This window comes from Streptomyces sp. SP18CS02 (genome assembly GCF_036322365.1).
In the GTDB taxonomy this organism is placed as follows: domain Bacteria; phylum Actinomycetota; class Actinomycetes; order Streptomycetales; family Streptomycetaceae; genus Streptomyces.
The window spans coordinates 185,952-206,441 of the sequence record NZ_JAQYXC010000294.1 but is presented as its reverse complement, the minus strand read 5'-3'; the positions used below and the strand labels follow the sequence as shown (position 1 = coordinate 206,441).

The following is a 20,490-nucleotide window of genomic DNA, read 5'->3' as shown; positions in this document are numbered from 1 at the left end:
ACTCTCCTATAGTGACCCCGAATTGTTTGGGAATTGACGACTCCAGTTGCCCCTCTCGCCTCCGAGGACTGAAGATTTGCGCCCCTCCCTCCGGCCGGTCGCGCCGGTCCTGCTGATGACGGCGGCCGTCGCCGGTCTCCTGTGCGTGGGGGCGGTGGCCGTCGCTCCCGACTCCGTACGGGCCCCGCTGGCCTGGGGTTCGGCCGCGGCCGCCGTGGTGCTGACCGCCGCGGTCAGCACCGCCGTGCACGCCCTCCAGAACGTCCGCCGGCTGCGCGAGCGCAACGCCAGGCTCACCGCCGACGCCGCGCACCGCGCCGGTGAGGCCGCCCGCGCCGTGGCCGAGGCCCGCGCCGAGGCCACCCGGGCCGCCGACGAGGCGGCCCGTACCACCGCCGAAGCCCGGGCCAAGGCCCAGCGGGTCACCGCGGAGGCCCGGGAACGGGCCGAGCGGGCCGTCACCGAAGCCCGGGAACAGGCCGAGCGGGCCGTCGCCGAGGCGCGGGAACAGGCCGACCTCGCCGTCGCCGAGGCCCACGGCAGGGCCGCCGAGGCCATCGCCGAGGCCGAGGCCAGGGCCGGGCGGGAGACCGCGGCCGCCCGCCAGGAGGCCGAGCGGGCCCGCGCCGCGGCCGCGCGCAGCGAGACCGGCCGGGCCGCCGCCGTGGCCGCCTGCGCCAACGCCGCCGGGCGCATGCAGGCCCTGGCCACCAGCATGCTCGCCGACCTGCGCGCGATGGAGCACCGGCACACCGACGAGGACGTCCTCACCGACCTGCTCCACCTCGACCACCGCACCGCCCAGGCGGGCCGTCTCGCCGACTCCATCGCGATCCTCACCGGAGCCCGCTCCGGCCGCCGCTGGGCCAGGCCGATCGTCATGGAGTCCATCCTGCGCGGCGCCATGGGCCGTATCGGCGGCTATCAGCGCGTACGGCTCCACACCACCAGCGACGCCGCCATCGCCGGCCACGCCGCCGAGGGCGTCATGCACGCCCTGGCCGAACTGCTCGACAACGCGGCGAACTTCTCGCCGCCCACCGCCGAGGTGCACGTGTACGTCGAGGAGGTCCCGGCCGGGCTCGTCGTCACCGTCGAGGACAGCGGACTGGTGATGAGCGACGTGCAGCTGCGCCGCGCCGAGCAGGCCGTCAGCGCCGACCACGCCGAACTGGCCTCCCTCTCCGGCACCCGGCTGGGTCTCGCCGTGGTCGGGCGCCTCGCCCGCAAGCACGGCCTGACCGTCTCGTTCCGGCCCTCCGCCCGGGGCGGCACCGGCGCGCTGATGATGATCCCGCAGGAGCTGATCAGCCGCACCCGCCCGGTGGACCACGCCCCGGCGGCCGACGAGGCGCCGCGCACGCCACGGCCGGCGCTCGAAGCGGGACCGAAGGCACCGGTGGACCGGGCCCTGCCCCGCCCCCGGCCGGCCACCGACGCCGACGCCACCGACGCCGTGACCGACGCCGCCGACAGCGCGAGCAACACCAGCACCGGCACCAGCACCAGCACCGGCACCGAGAGCTCCACCACCGGCACCGCCGGAAGCGGCGACACCACCGGCACGACCACCGACGGCGTCACCCTGCCCAGGCGCCGCCGCGGCCAGACCCTCGCCGCCGCCCACCCCCAGGGCACTCCCGCGCCCGCCCCCGAAGCCGCCCCCGTCGACCCCCAGGCCCGGGCGGCCCGTTTCAGCAGCTTCCGCCAAGCGGTACGCAACACCACGGAAGGCACCCCCCGATGACCGGCACCACCACCGACGAAAAGCTCAACTGGCTGCTGGAGAACCTGCTCCAGCGCACCCCCGGCGCACGCCACGCGCTCGTCCTGTCCCGGGACGGCCTCAAGCTGTGCCGCACCCCCGAACTCTCCGTCGACCAGGCCGACCAGCTGGCCGCCATCGCGGCGGGCATCCAGAGCCTGTCCCACGGGGCGTCCATCGAGTTCGGAGACGGGTCCGGCGGCGTGCGGTCGGCGATGGCCGAGTTCTACGGCGGCGTCCTGCTCATCGTGGAGGCCGGGGACGGCGCGCATCTCGCGGTCGTCGCCGCCGAGGACTCCGACGTCGGCCTGGTGGGCCACAACATGAGCGAGCTCGTCGAACAGCTCGGCGAGTACCTCAGCGCCGAGCCCCGGACCTCGTGAGCACCCCGGCGAACGGCGTGCGGAGCATCCGGGACGAGTCCCCCGACCGGCTCTACACCGTCACGGGGGGACGCTCCCGCTCCGGCTCGGACACGCCGTTCGACCTGGTGACCCTGGTCGTCACCGAATCCGAGCCGACGCCCGGCATGCAGTCCGAGCACGTCGCGATCCTGCGGATGTGCCGACGGCCCACCGCCGTCGTCGAGGTCGCCGCCGAACTGGGCCTGCCGGTGAGCATCGTGCGCATCCTCCTCTCCGACCTGCTCGGTACGGGCCGGATCAGCGCCCGCCACCCGCGTATGGCCCGCACCGCCTCCGGCCAGGCCCCGGACACCGCCTACCGCCTTCCCGACCCCGACATCCTGGAGCAGGTGCTCGTTGGACTCCGCAACCTCTGAACGAACCCCGTTGCGCAGCACCGTCGACAACGGTCTCAAGATCGTCGTCGTCGGTGGCTTCGGTGTCGGCAAGACCACCCTGGTCCGCTCCGTCAGCGAGATCCGTCCCCTCAACACCGAGGAGACGATGACCCGGGCGGGCGAGGCCGTCGACGACATCACCGAGATCGGCTCGAAGACGTCCACCACCGTGGCGTTCGACTTCGGCCGCATCACCCTGGACGACCACAACGTCCTGTACCTCTTCGGCGCCCCCGGCCAGGAACGCTTCTGGTTCCTGTGGGACCGGCTGTTCTCCGGCACCCTGGGCGCCGTCGTCCTGGTCGACACCCGCCGGCTCGCCGACTCCTGGTACGCGATCGACCGCCTGGAGCACCACGGCACGCCGTTCATCGTCGCCTGCAACGACTTCGGCGGCCCGGTCCACACCGAGCAGCAGATCCGCGAGGCGCTCGACCTCGCCGACCACGTGCCGATGGTCGAGTGCGACGCCCGCGACCGGTCCTCCAGCAAGTACGTGCTGATCACCCTCGTCGAGCATCTCCAGACCCTTCTCCGGGAGCCCAGATGACCGCCCGCGTGCCCCTGTCCGGGCCACGGTTCCAGACCGAACCCGCCGAGCTGTACCGGGAGCTGCGGCGCGATCACGGAGCCGTCGCGCCCGTCGCGCTCGACGGGGACGTCCCGGCCTGGCTGGTGCTGGACTACCGCGAGCTGCACCAGGTCACCAGCGATCCGGTGCTCTTCAGCCGCGATTCCGGCCTGTGGAACGAGTGGGACCGCATACCCGACGACTGGCCGCTGCTGCCGATGATCGGCCGCAAGCAGCCGTCGATCCTCTACACGGTCGGCGAGCGCCACCGCCAGCGCGCCGCGATGATCGGCGACGCCCTCGAATCCGTCGACCCCTTCGCCCTGCGCCGGTACGCCGAGCAGTACGCGGACGCCCTCATCGACGCCTTCTGCGGCGAGGGTTCGACGGACATCGTCGCCCGGTACGCCACGCTGCTGCCCGTCCGCGTCCTGGTGAAGATCTACGGCGTGCCCGACGAACAGGGCCCGGAGCTGGTGACCGCCCTCAACGACATGATCGACGGCCGGGAGCGCGCGCTGGCGGGGCAGCAGCACCTGGCCGGGGCGATGGCCGCGCTGCTCGCCGCCCGGCAGGAGGAGCCGGGCGAGGACGTGGTGTCCCGGATGCTGGCCGACCCGTCCGGCTTCACGGCCGAGGAGATCGCGCAGGACCTGATGGTGATGATGGCGGCCGGCCACCAGCCGACCGCCGACTGGATCGGCAACTCGCTGCGGCTGATGCTGACCGACGACCGGTTCGCGGCCTCGCTCTCCGGCGGCCGGCACAGCGTCGCCGAGGCGATGAACGAGGTGCTGTGGGCGGACACGCCCACCCAGAACGTGGCGGGCCGCTGGGCGTCGCGCGACACCCACCTGGGCGGCCGCCACATCAAGGCCGGCGACATGCTGCTGCTCGGTCTGGCCGCGGCCAACGCCGATCCGCAGGTGCACATCGACAACGCGGCCCTCACCGGCGGCAACAGCGCCTTCTTCTCCTTCGGCCACGGCGACCACCGCTGTCCCTTCCCGGCGCAGGAGATCGCCGAGGTGATCGCCCGCACGGCGATCGAGGTGCTCCTCGACCGGCTGCCCGACATCGATCTGGCCGTACCGGCCGAGTCGCTGACCCGCCGCCCGTCGCCCTGGCTGCGCGGTCTGACGGAACTGCCCGTGACGTTCACTCCTACCCCCGCCCTGGGAGGCTCCGCATGACCAGCACGGACACGACGGCGGGTGTGCGCGCCGACGCCGACGCGCCGATCGTCCTCGACCCCTTCGTGGGCGACCTCGACGGCGAGAGCGCCCGGCTGCGCGCGGCCGGCCCGCTCGCCCGGGTCGAACTGCCGGGCGGCGTACGGGTGTGGGCGGTCACGCGCCACGCGGAGGCCCGCAAGCTGCTGACCGACCCGCGCCTGGTGAAGGACATCGAGGTGTGGGGCGCCTGGCGGCGCGGCGAGATCCCGGCGGACTGGCCGCTGATCGGCCTGGTCAACCCGGGCCGCTCGATGCTGACCGTGGACGGCGAGGACCACCGCCGGATGCGCGCCCTGGTCGCCCAGGCGCTGACGCCGCGCCGGGTGGAGCGGATGCGGGAGCGCATCAGCGAGCTGACGCGGGGACTGCTGGACGGCCTCGCGGCCACCGCCGCCGACGGGGCCGGGGGAACGGGCCCGGCGGGCGGGCCCGTGGTGGACCTCAAGGCCGCCTTCGCCTATCCGCTGCCCATGTACGTGATCAGCGACCTGATGGGCATCGACCCGGCCGACCACCCGCGCCTGAAGGTCCTGTTCGACAAGTTCTTCTCCACCCAGACCCCGCCGCACGAGGTCGTGGCGACCCTCGGCGAGCTGGCGCGGATGATGGGCGAGGTCGTGGCGGCCCGCCGCGCCGAGCCGGGCGACGACCTGACCAGCGCCCTGATCCAGGCATCGGAGAACGGCGACCACCTCACCGACGAGGAGATCGTCTCGACGCTCCAGCTGATGGTGGCGGCCGGGCACGAGACCACGATCTCGCTGATCGTCAACGCCGTGGTCAACCTGTCCACCCACCCCGATCAGCTGGAACTGGTCCGCTCGGGCGAGCAGAGCTGGGACGCGGTCGTCGAGGAGACCCTGCGCTGGTCGACGCCCACCTCGCACGTACTGATCCGCTTCGCGACCGAGGACGTGGCGGTCGGCGACAAGGTCCTGCCCGGCGGCGAGGCGCTGATCGTGTCGTACGCCGCGATCGGCCGGGACGAGGAGCAGCACGGTCCGACGGCGGGCGACTTCGACATCACCCGCTCCCCCAACCGGCACATCGCCTTCGGCCACGGGCCGCACGTCTGCCCGGGTGCGGCGCTGTCGCGGCTGGAGGCGGGTGTGGCGCTGCCCGCGCTCTACGAGCGCTTCCCGGCGCTGACCCTGGCGGTGCCCGCCTCGGAGCTGCGCAACAAGCCGGTCGTGACCCAGAACGACCTCTTCGACCTGCCGGTTCGTCTGGGCTGAGGGCGGGGGCCGGTCCGCCGGCCCCTGCCGTCCCGTGCCTCGGAGCCGACGTCTCACCCGACGGACAGGGGCTTCGGCCGCCGTCGGGAGGGACTAGGCTCCCAGCCGTGGCTGAGATCCGGATTCCCGCTGACATCAAGCCCGCCGACGGCCGTTTCGGCGCGGGCCCCTCCAAGGTGCGTACGGAGGCGCTGGACGCCCTGGCCGCCACCGGCACCTCCCTCCTCGGTACGTCCCACCGCCAGGCCCCGGTCAAGAACCTGGTCGGCGAGGTGCGCGCGGGCGTACGCGACCTGTTCTCCCTCCCCGAGGGCTATGAGGTGATCCTGGGCAACGGCGGTTCCACCGCCTTCTGGGACATCGCGACGCACGGGCTCATCGAGTCCAGGTCGCAGCACCTCACCTTCGGTGAGTTCTCCTCCAAGTTCGCGAAGGCGTCGAAGCTGGCCCCGTGGCTGGCCGAGCCGAGCGTGATCTCCTCCGACCCGGGTACGCACCCGGAGCCGAAGGCCGAGGAGGGCGTCGACGTGTACGCCTTCACGCACAACGAGACCTCCACCGGTGTCGCCGCCCCGATCGCCCGGGTGGCGGGCGCCGACGAGGGCTCGCTCGTCCTGGTGGACGCGACGTCCGGCGCGGGCGGCCTGCCGGTCGACATCGCCGAGACGGACGTCTACTACTTCGCGCCCCAGAAGTCGTTCGCCTCCGACGGCGGTCTGTGGATCGGCGTGTTCTCGCCCGCGGCGCTGGAGCGCGCGGCCCGGATCCACGCGTCCGGCCGTCACATCCCGGAGTTCTTCTCGCTGCCGACGGCGATCGACAACTCGCTGAAGAACCAGACGTACAACACCCCGGCGCTGTCCACCCTCTTCCTGCTGAACGAGCAGCTGAAGTGGCTGAACGGCCAGGGTGGCCTGGACTGGTCGGTGCGCCGCACCGCCACCTCCGCGCGTGCCCTGTACGGCTGGGCGGAGGAGTCCAAGCACGCGTCGCCGTTCGTCACCGACCCGGCGAAGCGTTCGCAGGTCATCGGCACGATCGACTTCTCGGACGAGGTCGACGCCGCCGCGGTCGCCAAGGTGCTGCGCGCCAACGGCATCGTGGACACCGAGCCGTACCGCAAGCTGGGCCGCAACCAGCTGCGGGTGGCGATGTTCCCGGCGATCGACCCGGCGGACGTCGAGGCGCTGACGGCGTGCGTCGACTATGTGATCGAGAAGCTCTGACCTTCAAGCCGGCCCGGACGGGTGGCGAACGACGTACGAGGGGCCCGGACCGCGTGAGGCGGCCGGGCCCCTCGGCGTACGCGGACCGGCGCGCGGACCGGGTCCGTACCCGCCGAGGGCGCCGGGCGCGGGTCCAGGCGGCGGGTCCGCACCCGCCGGGGGAGCCCGGCGCGGGTCCGGGCGCCCGGCGTGGACGAGCCCCGGGCCCGCCGTTCCCATGGCCGGATGTGCGGCCGATAACCGCTCTATCCGGCACCGGCATTGGTTTCTACCATCCGTGGGAGTGCCCGGAAGGCGGCGACGTCCGCCTGAAGGGCGGGCCGGGCGGGACCTGACGGCCACGGCGTGGCGATCCGGCACCCCGGGACGCGACCGCGTCCCCGAACACCGCCGGAACCGCTTGAACGTTTGACATGTCCATGTCGTTTTCGGTTGGACCCCCCACGTCTGCCGACAACCGATCGGAGCACCATGTCCAGACCCCTGCTCGCCGCCGGCGCGGCCGCGACGGTCCTCGCCTCGGCCCTGCTGGCGAACCCCGCGTCCGCGGTCACGACCCGCGGCATCGTCGCTCCACCCGACAAGATCGTCATCGAGATCGCGACGGTCAACGGATCCGGCTGTCCCCAGGGCACGGCGGCCATCGCCGTCTCCCCCGACAACACGGCCTTCACCGTCACCTACAGCGACTACCTGGCCCAGGTCGGCGTGGGCTCGAAGCCGACCGACTTCCGCAAGAACTGCCAGCTCAGCCTGATCGTGCACGTCCCCGGCGGCTTCACCTACGCGGTCGCCAGCGCCGACTACCGCGGCTACGCCCACCTGGAGTCCGGCGCCAACGCCGTCCAGAAGGCGTCCTACTACTTCCAGGGCTCCCCCGACACGGCGAGCAGGTCCCACCCCTACAGCGGGCCCTACGACAACAACTGGCAGGCCACCGACGAGACCGACTGGGGCCAGCTGGTCTGGGCGCCCTGCGGCGTGAAGCGGCACTTCAACATCAACACCGAGCTGCGGGTCAACGCGGGCACCTCGGACCCGAAAAAGACCAACAGCTTCATCGCCATGGACTCGACGGACGGCGACATCAAGACCATCTACCGGCTCGCCTGGAAGGAGTGCCCGGCGTAGCCACGGCGGACGGTGCCGCCGGCGCCGCCGTGACGGCCGGCGCCGGCCCCTGACCGGGTGGGCCCGCTCCCCCCCTCCGCGGGCCCACCCTCCCCCCGTTCCGCGCGTCCCCGTCACATCGGGGGATCAGCGGCTCAACCGCTGGAACCGCCGCACCGCGGGCGGCAGGAACAGCACCGTGAGCAGCACCGGCCAGACGGCCGCCATCAGCAGCGCGTTCTCCTGGATCCAGCTCCCGTCACCGCCCACCGGGTTGCCGAACAGCTCGCGCGCCGCCGAGGCCGTCGAGGAGATCGGGTTCCAGGCCGCGATCGTGCCCAGCCAGCCCGGCATCGAGGCGGGTGCCACGAAGACGCTGGAGATCATGGTGAGCGGGAAGGCGACGGCGAACAGGCTGCCGGCCGCGTCCGGGTCCGGGAGCAGCAGCCCCAGCCAGATCCCCGCCCAGATCAGCGAGAACCGCAGAAGCAGCAGCAGCGCGAAGGCGCCCAGCGTCGCCGCCACTCCGCCGTCCGCCCGCCAGCCCATGGCGAACGCCGTCGCGGCCAGGATGGCGAGCTCCGCGCAGGCGATGATCAGGTCCGTCACCCCCCGGCCGGTGACCACGGCCGACGGCGCCATGGGCATGGACCGGAACCGGTCGATGACACCCTTGCGGACGTCGGTGACGACCGTCGTCGCGGTGTTCATGAACCCGAAGGCCATGGTCATCACGAACATGCCCGGCATCAGGTAGTCGCGGTAGTCCGCCGCCCCGCCGCCGCCCGGCGGCCGCATCGCGCCGCCGAAGACATAGCCGTACAGCAGGACGGAGACGATCGGGAAGCCCAGCTGCCAGGCGATGTAGACGGGCTTGCGCCCGTAGTGCGTCAGGGAGCGGCGTACGACGTTCCAGCAGTCGACCACCGCCCAGTAGGCCCGTCCGTGCCCGCTCCCCGTCTCGACCGGCCCGGCCCCGACCGGCCCGGCCTCCTCGATCCCGCCCAGAACCGGCGCGCTCATGCCGCCACCCCCTCTCCGGTCAGGCGCAGGAAGACGTCATCGAGGCTGGGCCGGCGCAGGCCGATGTCCTCGACCTGCACACCCTCGTCCTGGAGGACTCCGACGACCTCGGTGAGCGCCGCGACCCGGTCGGCGACCGGGGCGTGGACGCGCCGCTCGGCCTCGTCCACGCGCGGCCGGCCCGCGCAGACCCGGGCGACGGCCTCGGCGACCCTCGGCAGGTCTCCCGGGTCGGCGGCCACGACCTCGATGCGGTCCCCGCCGACCCGGCTCTTCAGCGCGTCGGGGGTGTCCTCGGCGATGGCCCGGCCCCGGTCGATGACCGTGACGCGGGAGGCCAGCTTGTCGGCCTCGTCGAGGTACTGGGTCGTCAGCAGCACGGTGGTGCCGCCCGCGACCAGGTCCCGCACCGCGTCCCACACCTCACTGCGCCCCCGCGGGTCCAGTCCGGTCGTCGGCTCGTCCAGGAAGAGCACCCGGGGCGCCAGGATCATCGACGCGGCCAGGTCCAGCCGCCGCCGCATCCCGCCGCTGTAGCCCTCGACACCCCGGTCGGCGGCCTCGCCCAGCCCGAACCGCTCCAGCAGCTCCCCGGCGCGTGCCGCCGCGCGCCGGGCGCCCAGGTGGAACAGCCGGCCGAACATCTCCAGGTTCTGCCGCCCCGTCAGCACCTCGTCCACGGCGGCGTACTGGCCGGTGAGCCCGATGAGCCCCCGTACGCGCCGGGGCTCGCGCGCCACGTCGACCCCGGCGACCTCGGCGCGCCCGCCGTCGAACCGCAGCAGCGTGGCGAGTACGCGCACGGCGGTGGTCTTGCCCGCGCCGTTGGGGCCGAGCAGGCCGTGGACGGTGCCCTGCCGTACGGCCAGGTCGAAGCCGTCCAGGGCGTGCTTCTCGCCGTACCTCTTCTCCAGCCCCTCGGCCCGTACCGCGTATGTCTCCATGCCGCCCTCCCACAACTGAGTACACCGTACCCAACAGAGCGTACACCGTACTCAGTTTTTGTCCGGGGATTTTCGGGACAAGGTTTAATCTGGCGCCATGACCAGCAGCGAGACGACGACCGGCAGCGGCGACATCACGCGCAGCCTCGACCTCCTCTGGGGCACCGGCGAACGTCCCGGTCGTGGCCCCAAGCGCGGCCTGACCCTGGACCGGATCGTCACCACGGCCATCGAGGTCGCCGACGCGGAGGGCATGGACGCCGTCTCGATGCGCCGCCTCTCCACCGAACTGGGCGTCGGCACGATGTCGCTGTACCGCTATGTCCCCGGCAAGGCCGAACTGCTCGACCTGATGCTCGACCGCGTCCAGGGCGCGCCGCTCGACTCACCGGAGCCGCCCCCCACCGAGTGGCGCGCCGCCGCCGACGCGATGGCCCGGTCGCACCTCGCCCTCTACCGGCGCCACCCCTGGCTCCTGAAGGTCAACCAGGCCCGTACGGTCCTGGGCCCCAGCGCCGTGCGCGGCCTGGAGTACGCCCTGCGGGGCCTGCGGGGCATGGGCCTGAGCGACCCCGAGACCATCTCGGTGATGATCTCCGTCCAGAGCTTCGCCACCGGCATCGCGCGCATGGAGATCCAGACGGTCGAGGCCGCGAAGGAGACGGGCGTCAGCGACGAGGACTTCTGGAAGAGCCAGGAACCGGTCCTCTCCCGGGCCATGACCAGCGGCGACTTCCCGCTGATGGCCGCCCTGTCCGAGGACGCCTTCTCGGTCGACTTCGACCACTTCGAATTCGGTCTGCGCTGCCTGCTGGACGGCCTGGAATCCCTGGTGGAGCGCCGGCAACGGGCCTGACGGGCCCTCAGCCCCGTCCGGTGCTCCGGCCTGACGGGCCCTCAGCCCCGCCCGGTGCTCCGGCCTGTCGGGCCCTCAGCCCCGCGCGGCCCTCCGGACCCCCGGCCCGTCCGCGCCGCGCCGCCGGTTCAGCCGCGTCGCAGCAGCCGCTTGAGCCCCATCACCAGCCCGACCGCCCCCGCCAGCACGAGCGCGCCGAGCGCGAAGCTCCCCGAGTCGCCCGGCCCCGCCTTCTCCCCGGCCCCCCCGCTCGCGCGTCCGTCGGCGCCGACACCGGAGCTGGTCGTACCCTCCTCGTCCCCGCCGCCCTCGGGCGCCCCTTCCACCGCGACGCTCACCACACCGCTCTGCCTGCCCTCGGAGCCGAACAGCATCGCCGACCCGTCCAGCGTGTAGGTGACCGACTCGGACTGCCCCTGGAGCGGCACGCTCACCCGCTCGTCGGCGCCCGGCCTGCCGTCCTTCCACGCGTACGCCCGTGCGCTGAAGTAGCTGCGCAGCACGAGCCGGGTGCCGTCCGGCGAGAACGCCCCGTCCGTCACCCACGGCACCTCGGCGATCCGGCGGAAGACGTTCGCCCCACCCGTGGAGAGCCGCGCGGGCCCCTCGTACAGCCCGCCGCCCTCCTCGTTCTTCGACGCGATGTACACCCGGCCCGTCCTGGGATGCACCATCAGCGCCTCGGCGTTGCGCGGCCCGTCCGCGTATCTCACCGTGTACTGCGTCGCGTCGACCGTCTGGTCGCGGAGCTTGTCCGGCTCGCGGAACCGGTAGATCCAGACGTGGTCCCACGACCCGTCGAGGTTGTCGCCGATGTCCCCGACGTAGACGTCGCCGTCGGCGCCCACGGAGATCGCCTCCATGTCACGGGGCTTGCCCACTCCGCGCAGCGTGACCGTCGCCACCGTCCGGCCGGTCTTCGAGTCGACCGCGAACACGCGCGGCTCGTCCTGGTCGTTGTGCGTCCAGTAGACGCCGGGGTGCGCACGGCTGGCGGCCAGGCCGCTGGACTCGGTGATCCTCGGGTCCTCGATCGTGAATCCGCGGTCCTCGGCGGCGCCCGCCGGAGCAGCGGCGAGGAACACCGCGGCCAGGGCCGCACCCACAGTCGTACGCAACGATGCCATGCCCCCAGTGTCCATGGTCACATCGCGCTTCCCGGGCGCGGTCGGGGATGATGGCGCCCATGCGTTTCATGTTCGTCGGCGACTCCATGACCATCGGACGCGCCGGCGACTTCACCTGGCGCTACCGGATGTGGCAGCACCTCAACGCGTCCTTCGGCGGCCCGTACCGGATAGTCGGCCCCCGGACCGAGCTGTACGACACGGTCGCGGCGGCCCCGCTCTCGCACGACTACGCCGACCCGGCCTTCCCCGAGAAGGCGCGCAAGCACCTGGCCGGCTGGGGTGAGGGATGGCTCCATATGGCGCCCCTGATCCGCGAGGCGGTCGCCTCCTCCAAGGCCGACGTCCTGCTGGTCTCCCTCGGCCTGATCGACCTCGGCTTCTACACGAACAGCGCGCAGACCGCCGCCAACGCCCGCGCCTTCATCGAGGAGGCCCGCGCGGCGAACCCGCGGGTCCACACGGTCCTGCTCCCCGTCATCCCGAACGTGCGGGCCGCGAACGACGCCCCCTTCGCGACCGAGTGCGCCCGCTTCAACGAGCTGCTCGCCAAGACGGTCGCCGATCTCGACGAGCCGGGCTCCCCGCTCCTGCTGGCGTCGCCGCCACGGACGTACGACATCCACAGCGACACCTACGACGGCACCCACCCGGGCCCGTCGGGTGAGCACAAGCTGGCGGCGACCTTCGCGGACGCGATGCACCAGGCATGGGACGTGGGCACGCCGTACGCCGGAGCCACGCGGTAGCGGACGGCACCGTGCCGCCGCACCTCGGCCGCCTCCCCCTGACGACGGCGCGGCGAGGCTTTATCGGCTTTATATCCTGCTTTATACCCGTCCCGGTGAAAGCACGTATCCCTTTTTACGGACGCCACGCCGGAACGGAATGCTCCATTCCCTGCGGGCGTCACGGTTTCAAGATCATCAAGTCATGATCCGCTTTGGGTGGCAATAGCCAGGAATTTCATCCGTTTCCATTATTGCTGCCACCGGAGCCCACCCCTCCCCAATCCCGTCCCCCTGACCAAAAATGGTTGACGCACTGCTGCAGCTTGGTTAACTTTCTCGTGCCATAAAAGAACCCCTGTTCGACAACCCGGCGTTGTCGAAATACGGGGGCAACGGGAGGGACCCACGCATGAAGCGCACTCAAAGAAAGCGTACGTTCGCGGTCGCCAGCGGTGCCGCGCTGCTTCTGGCCGCTTCGGCCGGAGTCGCATTCGGCGCCGCCCCGCCGGACGGCAAGTGGACGATGGTGCCCGGGTGGGAGTCGACGCGCTGGTCGGACGAGCAGTATTCGCAGCTGTGGTTCAAGGGGTGCAGCACCGCTTCGGCGAACCCCAGCATCACCGTCGAGTACCGCCAGGACAAGAGCCTGCAGCCCGACCCGTCGTACGACGACAAGAAGTTCACCGCCTGTTTCAGCTCTTCGACCTCGAACAGCATGGGCGAATGGCACGACCTGCCCAAGGGGAGCTACTACTGGGACGTCCTCGCCACGAACGGGAATTACATCGGCACGGACAAGGTGCTGGTTCAGCGGGCCCACGTCGACACGACGGCCGCTGACTAAGCACTGAATCCGTCCGGCAGGACGCCGCGCACTCTTCGGCGTCCTGCCGGACCGAGGTGAAACACCACCCCATGGAGTCAGAGGAGCGGCGGCGGAATTCGACGTCGCGTACACTCGCCGGCCACGCTCCCGAAAGAATCAACTGGTGAACTTCTTTACGCGATTCCGGGTCAGCAGTGCACTATGGGCCCTGCCCTTCGTGCTCATACTCACGCTCATTTACTATTCCGCCGTTTCGATCGACGGCAGTCTGCATTACGCCCCTATGGTCGTCTCCCAGGCCATCGAGACCCAGTACGCCTTCGCCTACGCCTTCGCTTCCGGACTCGGCGTATGGGAGAGCGGGCGGCTGCGCAAGGCCGATCTGTGGAACATCGCTCCCCAGCGGTCCCGCTTCCGGATCGCCGCGGCTGCCCTCGCGCCCGTGGTCGTGCTGACCTGGCTGATGCTGCTCCTGCCCGTGACGGTGGCTCTCGTCCAGACCACGACGGCTCCGACCCCCGGCAGTCTGCTGCCCCTGCTGATGGCCATGGTTCTCTGCATGGCGCACGCGAGCATCGGGTTCGGCGTCGGTCTGCGCGTCTCCCCCATGATCGCCGCACCCGTGATGATGGTTCTCGTCTGGGTGGTCGTCGCGTACTCATGGACGGTCGACACCATGTGGGTGCGGCATGTGCTGGGGCAGTTCCCGACGACGCTGATGTTCGGCGAGCGGGCCACCCTGCTGTCCCTCGCGCCGCACATTCTGCTCACGGGCGGAATCGCGGTGGGGCTGTGGCTGCTGTGGCTTCCCCTGCGGCAGCGTCTCGTCCGTGCGGCGCTCGCCTGCCTGGCCGTGGTCTGCGCCGCGGGCGGCTCCTGGGCCGTCGCCCACACGTGGAACTACAACCCGCCCCTGGCGACCCGGGCCGCGCCCGAACGGTGCCTGGGCGAGGAACCGAAGGTCTGCGTACCCGAGATCGCCGCGGATCGCTTGCCGGACGTGCGGAGCGACGTGGTCTCGGTACTGAGGGATTTCAACGCCGTCGGCGTCGCCCACCGGCCCGAGGTGGTGCTGGACAGCATGCAGAGCGGCCGTTTCTCTCCGAAGTCCACGGACACGACCTGGCATCTGCCGCTGGCCGCCCTGTCGACGAAGCAGGACCACCGCTACCAGACGGCGCTCGCCACCGTGCGCTTCCCCTGCCGCCGGCCGGATCCGATGACAGGACTCGTGGTGCAGGGATGGGTGGCGCGGGTCACCCACGAGGAGCCCGCCTATCAGCGCATGGTCGGCCCTCTCCCCGACGCCCGGTCGCAGCGCCGGCTGGAGGGCGAGCTTTCCCGCGTCGGCGCGATGCCCGAGGCGGAACAGGCCGAATGGTTCCAGGACAGCCTGGTGTCGGGCTGCCAGAAGGCCGGTCCTCGCCCATGACCTGGTGGCTCAAGGTCCGTCGTGTCCACAGGATTCTTCCCTGGACCCTGGTCGCGTTCCTCGCGTTCACGCTGCTCGTCCGCGACGGAGTCGTCCTCATGCCGTCGCTGCTGGGAGGCGGAAGCGCGGTAGCACTGACGTCGTTCGCCCCGATCCCCCTCACGGTGGGGCTGATGGAGATGCTCTCCGCGCGGCTCGACGGTCCCGAGACATCCGGGGTCCGGGGCGTTCGCGCGCTCGACGCTCTGCTGACGGTGGCCGTCACCCTGTTCGCCGTCCTCTGCGGACTGGTCCTGGCGTGGCCGGCGGACCACCCCGACGCCGCCGCCATAGGCAGGAACTCTGCGTTCCTGGTCGGGCTGATGCTCTGCCTCCGGGCCTTCGCCGGACGTCGCGCGGTCATGGCGCCCGTGGCCTGGCTGATGCTCGCGATTCTCCTCGGCGCCGGCCGGGGCGGCCGGCCGTACGCGTGGACCGTCGTTCGTGAACCGGCTGACGCCTGGCCCGCGGCCCTGGCGTCGGTACTGGTGTTCCTGGCCGGTGCCGCCACCCTGTTCCGTCCCCCGAGGAGCCTGACATGACCCTTGAATTCGACTCCTGCACCTACGCCTACCGCCGTCGGCGGACACCGGTCCTGCGGGACCTCGACTACCGGCTGCCCGCAGGTCTCACCATCCTTCTCGGACCCAACGGGGCCGGAAAGTCGACCCTCCTGAAAATCGGCGCCTCGGTCATACGGCCCACCTCGGGGAAGGTCACCCTGGGCGACCTCAGCGCCCCGGACAAGGCATACCGCGGCTCGGTCTCCTGGATGCCGCAGAACGTCACCCCCGCCGCCTCTCTCACCAGCCGGGAGTACGTCTCCTACGTCGGCTGGCTCAAGGGGATGAACCGGCGCGACGCGTGGGACCGGGCGATCGACTGCCTGCGCCGCGTGGAGCTCTCCAGCCACGCCGACGCGAAGACGACGCAGCTCTCCGGCGGCCAGTTGCGACGGGTGGGTGTGGCCGCCGCTCTCGTGCACGATGCCCGGGTCATGCTTCTCGACGAGCCGACCGCGGGAATGGACCCGCATCAGCGGCGGGTGTTCCGGGACATGCTGACCTCCCTCACCGAGGACGTCAGGGTCCTCATGTCGACGCACGACGTGGCCGACCTCGCCGAGGACGCCGACCACGTCACGGTCCTGGTCGACGGCCGCATCCGGCAGACCGGCGACGTCGCGTCCTTCCTCGCCCACGCGCCCGAGGGCGTCGTTCCGGGCCGAGCCGCCGAAGCCGCCTACACCCGGCTGCTCGGGCTGAGCGCGTAGTCCGCGCCCGCCCGGCGTCGGTGGCGGCCCGGCGGACCGTCACCGGCGTGTCCGGTACGGACGGATGGCCGCCGGGTCAGCCGGGAGCCTGGGCGGACAGCGCGCCGGACGCGAGGCGGGCACGCCAGGACACGGCGTCCGGGCGACGCGGCGCGTGCGCCGCACCGAGGCGGCAGGGGCCGCACCGGGTCTCGTCGCCCACGGGCCGGAAGACGTGGTCGGGCCCCGGGCCCTCGCAGGCGACCAGCGCCCCCGGCGCACGGGTCGCCCCGCCGGCCGGGACGGGCAGCTTCTCGACCAGGCGGTGCCGCAGGAAGCCCGCGGCCGACCGCACCCCGCCCGGCGGGAGCCCCGAGGTCAGCGCGTGCCGCAGGTCGGCCGTCGAGAGACCGCGCCGCAGCCACTCCGCCGCGACCTCCGCCAGTCCGCGCACCTCCCGGGCCCCCAGCATCAGCTCCCGGTGGGTGTGCCGCAGCGACAGCAGCACCCGCTCGGCCTCCACGACCTCGACCGGGGCCGGGTTCGGAGTCGGAGTCGGAGTCGGAGTCGGAGTCGGGGGAGCCTCCGCGTCCGGCACGTCCGGCACGTCCGGCGTTTCGGGTGGGAGGTGGGAGTGTTCCTTCTCCCGGTCTTCGTCTTCCGGAGGACAGGGACCGGCCACCGGGCCTTCCGGCTCACCGACGGCCGGTTTCCGGGGAGTCGGAAGCCCGGGAGCGATCGGAACGCCCGGGGGTGGCGGGGGCTGCTCCTCCGGGTCCAGGACCAGGACACCGTCCCGCACGTCGTTCGCGCCCTCACGCGTGAGGGTGACGTTGGACAGCAGCTGGTCCGTGTGCCAACGACCGCGCCCGCCCTGCCACTTCCACTCGTGGAAGTAGCCGCACGCGATGAGCGCTTCCTTCGCCCTCTGGAACGCCCGGGGTGTCATGCCCAGCTCCTCGGCGTGCTTGCTGAGCGCCGCGGCGGCCTTGTCCCCGGGCAGGCCCTGGATGTAGATGATCAGGATCTTCGCATCGCTGTTCAGACGCCTGTTCCTGACGACGTCGTGCGAGACCTTCGTGAAGCGCCGGACGGGCGCGATAGCATGCAGCAGCATTTCTGGTGGACCTTGATTCCACTAGTGGTGTAGGTCCTCGGGTTGGTGTTGGCGCACCGCCGGGGACCGTCCCATTTAACGACGCAGCGTGATGTCGCGATTACCGTACAGCACGAGAGACGATTTCGTGCAACAAGTCCGGTTCGACGAACGGGACTTCCGCCGTCGGGCGCGACCTCCAGTCCAGCGGCCAGGTCATCCCCTCCAGTGCGGGCACACCGACGAAGGCCGCACTCCGCCCGTCCCGGCTCAGCGCCCGGGCGCCCCCGGGCCACGCGTACGCGGCGGCGGTCTGCGGCGGCAGGAGGAAGTAGAGGCTGCACGGCCCCGTCGCCTCGCGGACGATCGGCCCGGCACGGAAGTCCGTGAACGCCATGAGCTCATAGGCGACTTCCTCGCCGAGCAGCCCCCCGATCCGTACGGCGTCGAAGTGGATGCCCGCGTGCCGCAGGGCGTGCCCGGACGCCGGAACCCAGGACGGAACCGTGTCAAGTGAAATGCGCGAATTCATGCGCCCAGCTTTCCGGCCCGCCTCTACTGTGACCAGCACCACAAGGTGTTCGTGACGGACTGTGCACTCGGGGAGAGCTGGCGTGAACATCGGAAACAACCGGAGTCCGGGCGCCGCGAAGGCGTTCGGCAGGCTCCTGCGCTTCCACCGGGAGCGGGCGAAGGTCTCACAGGAGGCGTTGGGCAGGCACACCGGTTACTCCAAGTCCCAAGTGGCCATGATCGAACGCGGCGAGCGCCGCCCGAGGGGCAACTTCGTCGAGCTGGCCGACGACCTGCTGGGTGCACAAGGTGCACTGCTGGAGGTGGCCAAGGAACTGACGGCGAGTGGAGTGGCGGCGTGGTTCGAGGATTACCTGGAGGAGGAAGCGAAGGCTGCGGGCATCCACAAGTATGAGACCCATGTGATTCCCGGACTGCTTCAGACGGAGGCGTACGCCCGAGCGGTGTTCGGCTGCCACAGCCCAGCGCTCGACGACGAGGAGATCGAGGCAGGGGTCACCGCCCGGCTTGCACGCCACCGAGTGTTCGTACACAAACCGACCCCCAGCATCAGCTTCGTTCTGGAGAAGGCTTTGCTTCTACGTCCTCTGGGCGGCCCGGACGTTCTCAAGGAGAACCTGCTGCACATCCTCGACGTCGGACGGCTGCGCCATGTCGAAGTCCAGGTCATGCCCGAGGACCGTCAGACGCACGCCGGGCTGAACGGGTCCTTCACCCTGCTGGAGACGGCCGAGCGCCGCAGCCAGCTCGTCTACGTCGAAGGGCAGGGCGGCCGGTACTTCCTCAGCGAACAACCGGACACAGGAGATGTGTTCGGACGGTATGGCATCCTCCGAGCACAGGCCCTCAACCCCGAAGACTCCGCCGAACTCATCGAACAGGTGGCCCGAGAACTATGAGCACCGACCTCAACTGGTTCAAGAGCAGCTACAGCGGCGACCAGGGCGGCGACTGCGTCGAGGTCGCCTTCGCCTGGATCAAGTCCTCGTACAGCGGCGACCAGGGCGGCAACTGCGTCGAGGTCGCCGCCTGCCCCCACACCATCCACGTCCGGGACTCCAAGGACGTCACTCGCCCGGGGCTCTCCCTCTCCCCGGACGCCTGGGCCGCTTTCGTGGAGACACAGCGCTAGGGACTGGCTGAGAACCACAACAGGAGCTGTCCGTCGAGGACCGTCCGGCCCAGTTCCCGAAGTTCGCGCGCGGACTCGTCGGGGACCACGCCGGGAGGCAGCCGTGCGATCTCCTCCAGCAACGTCGGCACCTGACGGCTGTTGAACACGGTGTCCGCGTCCGGCATGACATGCCCCAGCATCGGAAACGCCGACGGGTCGAGCCCGGCCAGCTCCGGGCCCCAGATCACACCGTGCTTCCCGCGAGCCTCGACCGTGCCGTCCCAGCTGCGGACCTGGACGCCGACCCCCGTTCCGGCGACGGCCGGCCCGAGCCCGGCGGGGAGGTGGGACACGGCCAGTGCGAGAGCGTCCTCGACGGTGTCGGCCTCGCCGACCGTGGTCTCCGGCGACAAGGTGGTCCGGACGCCGTAACGACCGTCCTCCAAGGGAAGGAAGACGGCTTTGACGGCTGTCGGAAACCCTGTGCAGGCACTGAGGACGAGTCTCCAGTGGCTGGAGTACGGGTACAGCTCCCGCAGCTCGGGGACGGCGTGCGCGGCCTCCAGCAACGGGCGGTAGCCCGGGTAGGACCACCGGGCCGCCGCGTCGTCCAGCATCTGACGCCATTGCAGGGCGACCGCGTCGGCGGGGCCGCGTTCGTGTGCTTCGGCCAGCTCGTCGGAGCGCAGGAAGGGGAGGAGTCGGCGCATCTCCCGCAGCGAGGCGCCCCGCCCCCACGCGACACCCGCCCTGATCACGTCACGCGCGTCCGAGGTCGCCCCCTCGATCAACGTCACGCCCATGCTCAAGCCGTACATCCGGAAGCAGCGGCCGTCGCCGCTGCCGCTGAACTCGACCGAGAGCGGATGGCGATCGGGGACGGAGGCGGCGAGCCCCGCCCTGCGGGTCGCGTCCCAGCGGTCGGGCGTCACGGCAAGCGGCGTCCCCGCGTCGGCGGCCACACGCTCCAGCACGGCTGCGAGGCCCCCCTCTGCCGCCAGATCGAGGTACACGTCCGGATCCACCGCTGCCACGTCCCCTTTCACGGCAGGAACTCGTAGGACGGGCCGTCAGGCGCGCGGTTCCGTGCGCACAGCGTCACGTCCCTCCCCCTGAGATAGGCCAGCAGCCAGTCGCCGAACGTCATCTCGTAGAGAGTCCACGCCGGACTGTCGAACTCCTGGACCACTACCCGCCAGGGCGACGCGGGCTCGTCCGGTACGCGGAGGAAGATCGCTTCCCCCGTCGTGGCCGTTGCCACCGGCATCAGCTCACCGGGGCCCGCCCCGACCGGACCGGGCAGGAACTCGGCCATGTCCTCGTCGCGCCAGAGTTCGAGGTCCCCTCGGATGCTCTCGCCCAGACTGTGCAGAAGATGACCGGCCGGATGGCAGAGATACAGCTGCTGGTTGACCTCGATCGAACCGTAGGCGTCCACGATCTCGCGGAAGTCCGGGGGGAATTCGAGACCGAGTTCTCGTTCCAGTGCGGTCCACGGAGCCGGATCCGACCAGTTGAACCGGGGTTCGCCCAACAAGGCCGATATCTCCCCAAGCGTTGCCACCAGCATGC

The 20,490-nt window shown here is 71.3% G+C and carries 23 protein-coding genes; 16 read left to right on the top strand and 7 right to left on the bottom strand.

From position 1 onward, the window contains the following. The first annotated feature begins 115 nt into the window (after positions 1–115). From PUR26_RS25305 to PUR26_RS25270, 8 genes are all read left to right on the top strand, one after another. On the top strand, positions 116–1,747 hold the full coding sequence (locus tag PUR26_RS25305) for a sensor histidine kinase (protein ID WP_443077175.1): 1,632 nt from the start codon (positions 116–118) through the stop codon (positions 1,745–1,747). Then, positions 1,744–2,148, top strand: a complete 405-nt coding sequence (locus PUR26_RS25300; protein WP_329875345.1) for a roadblock/LC7 domain-containing protein — start codon at positions 1,744–1,746, stop codon at positions 2,146–2,148. Before PUR26_RS25305 ends, PUR26_RS25300 begins: the two co-directional genes overlap by 4 nt. Beyond that, positions 2,145–2,546 carry a DUF742 domain-containing protein gene (locus tag PUR26_RS25295; protein ID WP_329875343.1) on the top strand — a complete coding sequence of 134 codons (402 nt, stop codon included), beginning with the start codon at positions 2,145–2,147 and terminating at the stop codon, positions 2,544–2,546. The genes PUR26_RS25300 and PUR26_RS25295 overlap by 4 nt, the downstream gene beginning before the upstream one ends. Beyond that, a complete protein-coding gene (locus PUR26_RS25290; protein ID WP_329875341.1) occupies positions 2,527–3,117 on the top strand; it encodes a GTP-binding protein in 591 nt (196 codons plus the stop codon). The genes PUR26_RS25295 and PUR26_RS25290 overlap by 20 nt, the downstream gene beginning before the upstream one ends. Then, complete coding sequence (locus PUR26_RS25285) at positions 3,114–4,331, top strand: cytochrome P450 (RefSeq protein WP_329875339.1); 1,218 nt, start codon at positions 3,114–3,116, stop codon at positions 4,329–4,331. The genes PUR26_RS25290 and PUR26_RS25285 overlap by 4 nt, the downstream gene beginning before the upstream one ends. Continuing rightward, complete coding sequence (locus tag PUR26_RS25280; RefSeq protein ID WP_329875337.1) at positions 4,328–5,608, top strand: cytochrome P450 family protein; 1,281 nt, start codon at positions 4,328–4,330, stop codon at positions 5,606–5,608. The genes PUR26_RS25285 and PUR26_RS25280 overlap by 4 nt, the downstream gene beginning before the upstream one ends. Positions 5,609–5,715: 107 nt before the next feature. Continuing rightward, positions 5,716–6,834: a phosphoserine transaminase gene (serC, locus tag PUR26_RS25275; protein ID WP_329875335.1), complete on the top strand. Its 1,119-nt coding sequence runs from the start codon at positions 5,716–5,718 to the stop codon at positions 6,832–6,834. 471 nt (positions 6,835–7,305) lie between these two features. Beyond that, entirely contained in the window at positions 7,306–7,965 is a 660-nt protein-coding gene (locus PUR26_RS25270) for a DUF4360 domain-containing protein (RefSeq protein WP_329875333.1), read from the top strand. A 126-nt stretch (positions 7,966–8,091) separates the two neighbouring features. Here the strand turns inward: PUR26_RS25270 and PUR26_RS25265 are convergent, their stop codons facing one another. Together PUR26_RS25265 and PUR26_RS25260 are read right to left on the bottom strand one after the other, a co-directional pair. After that, positions 8,092–8,967 (bottom strand): ABC transporter permease, encoded by an 876-nt coding sequence (locus tag PUR26_RS25265; protein ID WP_329875331.1) that lies wholly within the window; start codon positions 8,965–8,967, stop codon positions 8,092–8,094. Next, on the bottom strand, positions 8,964–9,911 hold the full coding sequence (locus PUR26_RS25260) for an ATP-binding cassette domain-containing protein (RefSeq protein WP_329875328.1): 948 nt from the start codon (positions 9,909–9,911) through the stop codon (positions 8,964–8,966). The genes PUR26_RS25265 and PUR26_RS25260 overlap by 4 nt, the downstream gene beginning before the upstream one ends. 97 nt (positions 9,912–10,008) lie before the next feature. On the opposite strand from PUR26_RS25260, the gene PUR26_RS25255 reads away from it, so the two are divergent. Then, positions 10,009–10,767 (top strand): TetR/AcrR family transcriptional regulator, encoded by a 759-nt coding sequence (locus tag PUR26_RS25255; protein WP_329875326.1) that lies wholly within the window; start codon positions 10,009–10,011, stop codon positions 10,765–10,767. A 128-nt stretch (positions 10,768–10,895) separates the two neighbouring features. On the opposite strand, the gene PUR26_RS25250 is transcribed toward PUR26_RS25255, so the two are convergent. Continuing rightward, positions 10,896–11,894 carry a WD40 repeat domain-containing protein gene (locus PUR26_RS25250; protein WP_329875324.1) on the bottom strand — a complete coding sequence of 333 codons (999 nt, stop codon included), beginning with the start codon at positions 11,892–11,894 and terminating at the stop codon, positions 10,896–10,898. A gap of 59 nt (positions 11,895–11,953) precedes the next feature. On the opposite strand from PUR26_RS25250, the gene PUR26_RS25245 reads away from it, so the two are divergent. From PUR26_RS25245 to PUR26_RS25225, 5 genes are all read left to right on the top strand, one after another. After that, entirely contained in the window at positions 11,954–12,643 is a 690-nt protein-coding gene (locus PUR26_RS25245) for a GDSL-type esterase/lipase family protein (RefSeq protein WP_329875322.1), read from the top strand. A 391-nt stretch (positions 12,644–13,034) separates the two neighbouring features. Next, the gene (locus tag PUR26_RS25240; RefSeq protein WP_329875320.1) at positions 13,035–13,469 is read left to right on the top strand and encodes a hypothetical protein; all 435 of its coding nucleotides are present in this window, start codon (positions 13,035–13,037) and stop codon (positions 13,467–13,469) included. Between the two features lie 265 nt (positions 13,470–13,734). Next, a complete protein-coding gene (locus tag PUR26_RS25235) occupies positions 13,735–14,883 on the top strand; it encodes a hypothetical protein (RefSeq protein WP_329875318.1) in 1,149 nt (382 codons plus the stop codon). Beyond that, positions 14,880–15,464, top strand: coding sequence for a hypothetical protein (locus tag PUR26_RS25230; protein ID WP_329875316.1), 585 nt, complete (start codon positions 14,880–14,882; stop codon positions 15,462–15,464). The genes PUR26_RS25235 and PUR26_RS25230 overlap by 4 nt, the downstream gene beginning before the upstream one ends. After that, entirely contained in the window at positions 15,461–16,195 is a 735-nt protein-coding gene (locus PUR26_RS25225; protein ID WP_329875314.1) for an ABC transporter ATP-binding protein, read from the top strand. The genes PUR26_RS25230 and PUR26_RS25225 overlap by 4 nt, the downstream gene beginning before the upstream one ends. Before the next feature lie 76 nt (positions 16,196–16,271). On the opposite strand, the gene PUR26_RS25220 is transcribed toward PUR26_RS25225, so the two are convergent. Beyond that, positions 16,272–17,291, bottom strand: coding sequence for a hypothetical protein (locus PUR26_RS25220; protein ID WP_329875313.1), 1,020 nt, complete (start codon positions 17,289–17,291; stop codon positions 16,272–16,274). Positions 17,292–17,391: 100 nt separating this feature from the next. Further along, positions 17,392–17,802, bottom strand: coding sequence for a hypothetical protein (locus PUR26_RS25215; RefSeq protein WP_329875311.1), 411 nt, complete (start codon positions 17,800–17,802; stop codon positions 17,392–17,394). 82 nt (positions 17,803–17,884) lie between these two features. On the opposite strand from PUR26_RS25215, the gene PUR26_RS25210 reads away from it, so the two are divergent. Both PUR26_RS25210 and PUR26_RS25205 read left to right on the top strand, forming a co-directional pair. Continuing rightward, positions 17,885–18,703, top strand: a complete 819-nt coding sequence (locus PUR26_RS25210; protein WP_329875309.1) for a helix-turn-helix domain-containing protein — start codon at positions 17,885–17,887, stop codon at positions 18,701–18,703. Continuing rightward, positions 18,700–18,936, top strand: a complete 237-nt coding sequence (locus PUR26_RS25205) for a DUF397 domain-containing protein (protein WP_329875307.1) — start codon at positions 18,700–18,702, stop codon at positions 18,934–18,936. The genes PUR26_RS25210 and PUR26_RS25205 overlap by 4 nt, the downstream gene beginning before the upstream one ends. Here PUR26_RS25205 and PUR26_RS25200 read toward each other — a convergent pair. Together PUR26_RS25200 and PUR26_RS25195 are read right to left on the bottom strand one after the other, a co-directional pair. Further along, positions 18,933–19,952 (bottom strand): DUF6193 family natural product biosynthesis protein, encoded by a 1,020-nt coding sequence (locus PUR26_RS25200; protein ID WP_329875305.1) that lies wholly within the window; start codon positions 19,950–19,952, stop codon positions 18,933–18,935. The two genes, PUR26_RS25205 and PUR26_RS25200, sit on opposite strands and share 4 nt — an antisense overlap. A gap of 8 nt (positions 19,953–19,960) precedes the next feature. Then, positions 19,961–20,488 carry an SMI1/KNR4 family protein gene (locus tag PUR26_RS25195; RefSeq protein WP_329875303.1) on the bottom strand — a complete coding sequence of 176 codons (528 nt, stop codon included), beginning with the start codon at positions 20,486–20,488 and terminating at the stop codon, positions 19,961–19,963. Positions 20,489–20,490 lie beyond the last annotated feature (2 nt).

Excerpts from the sequence above, each read along its gene's own strand:
- PUR26_RS25305 (WP_443077175.1), top strand. The coding sequence starts at position 116 with ATGACGGCGGCCGTCGCCGGTCTCCTGTGCGTGGGGGCGGTGGCCGTC.
- PUR26_RS25300 (WP_329875345.1), top strand. The coding sequence starts at position 1,744 with ATGACCGGCACCACCACCGACGAAAAGCTCAACTGGCTGCTGGAGAAC.
- PUR26_RS25285 (WP_329875339.1), top strand. The coding sequence starts at position 3,114 with ATGACCGCCCGCGTGCCCCTGTCCGGGCCACGGTTCCAGACCGAACCC.
- PUR26_RS25280 (WP_329875337.1), top strand. The coding sequence starts at position 4,328 with ATGACCAGCACGGACACGACGGCGGGTGTGCGCGCCGACGCCGACGCG.
- PUR26_RS25270 (WP_329875333.1), top strand. The coding sequence starts at position 7,306 with ATGTCCAGACCCCTGCTCGCCGCCGGCGCGGCCGCGACGGTCCTCGCC.
- PUR26_RS25265 (WP_329875331.1), bottom strand. The coding sequence starts at position 8,967 with ATGAGCGCGCCGGTTCTGGGCGGGATCGAGGAGGCCGGGCCGGTCGGG.
- PUR26_RS25260 (WP_329875328.1), bottom strand. The coding sequence starts at position 9,911 with ATGGAGACATACGCGGTACGGGCCGAGGGGCTGGAGAAGAGGTACGGC.
- PUR26_RS25255 (WP_329875326.1), top strand. The coding sequence starts at position 10,009 with ATGACCAGCAGCGAGACGACGACCGGCAGCGGCGACATCACGCGCAGC.
- PUR26_RS25250 (WP_329875324.1), bottom strand. The coding sequence starts at position 11,894 with ATGGCATCGTTGCGTACGACTGTGGGTGCGGCCCTGGCCGCGGTGTTC.
- PUR26_RS25245 (WP_329875322.1), top strand. The coding sequence starts at position 11,954 with ATGCGTTTCATGTTCGTCGGCGACTCCATGACCATCGGACGCGCCGGC.
- PUR26_RS25240 (WP_329875320.1), top strand. The coding sequence starts at position 13,035 with ATGAAGCGCACTCAAAGAAAGCGTACGTTCGCGGTCGCCAGCGGTGCC.
- PUR26_RS25235 (WP_329875318.1), top strand. The coding sequence starts at position 13,735 with ATGGTCGTCTCCCAGGCCATCGAGACCCAGTACGCCTTCGCCTACGCC.
- PUR26_RS25230 (WP_329875316.1), top strand. The coding sequence starts at position 14,880 with ATGACCTGGTGGCTCAAGGTCCGTCGTGTCCACAGGATTCTTCCCTGG.
- PUR26_RS25225 (WP_329875314.1), top strand. The coding sequence starts at position 15,461 with ATGACCCTTGAATTCGACTCCTGCACCTACGCCTACCGCCGTCGGCGG.
- PUR26_RS25220 (WP_329875313.1), bottom strand. The coding sequence starts at position 17,291 with ATGCTGCTGCATGCTATCGCGCCCGTCCGGCGCTTCACGAAGGTCTCG.
- PUR26_RS25215 (WP_329875311.1), bottom strand. The coding sequence starts at position 17,802 with ATGAATTCGCGCATTTCACTTGACACGGTTCCGTCCTGGGTTCCGGCG.
- PUR26_RS25205 (WP_329875307.1), top strand. The coding sequence starts at position 18,700 with ATGAGCACCGACCTCAACTGGTTCAAGAGCAGCTACAGCGGCGACCAG.
- PUR26_RS25195 (WP_329875303.1), bottom strand. The coding sequence starts at position 20,488 with ATGCTGGTGGCAACGCTTGGGGAGATATCGGCCTTGTTGGGCGAACCC.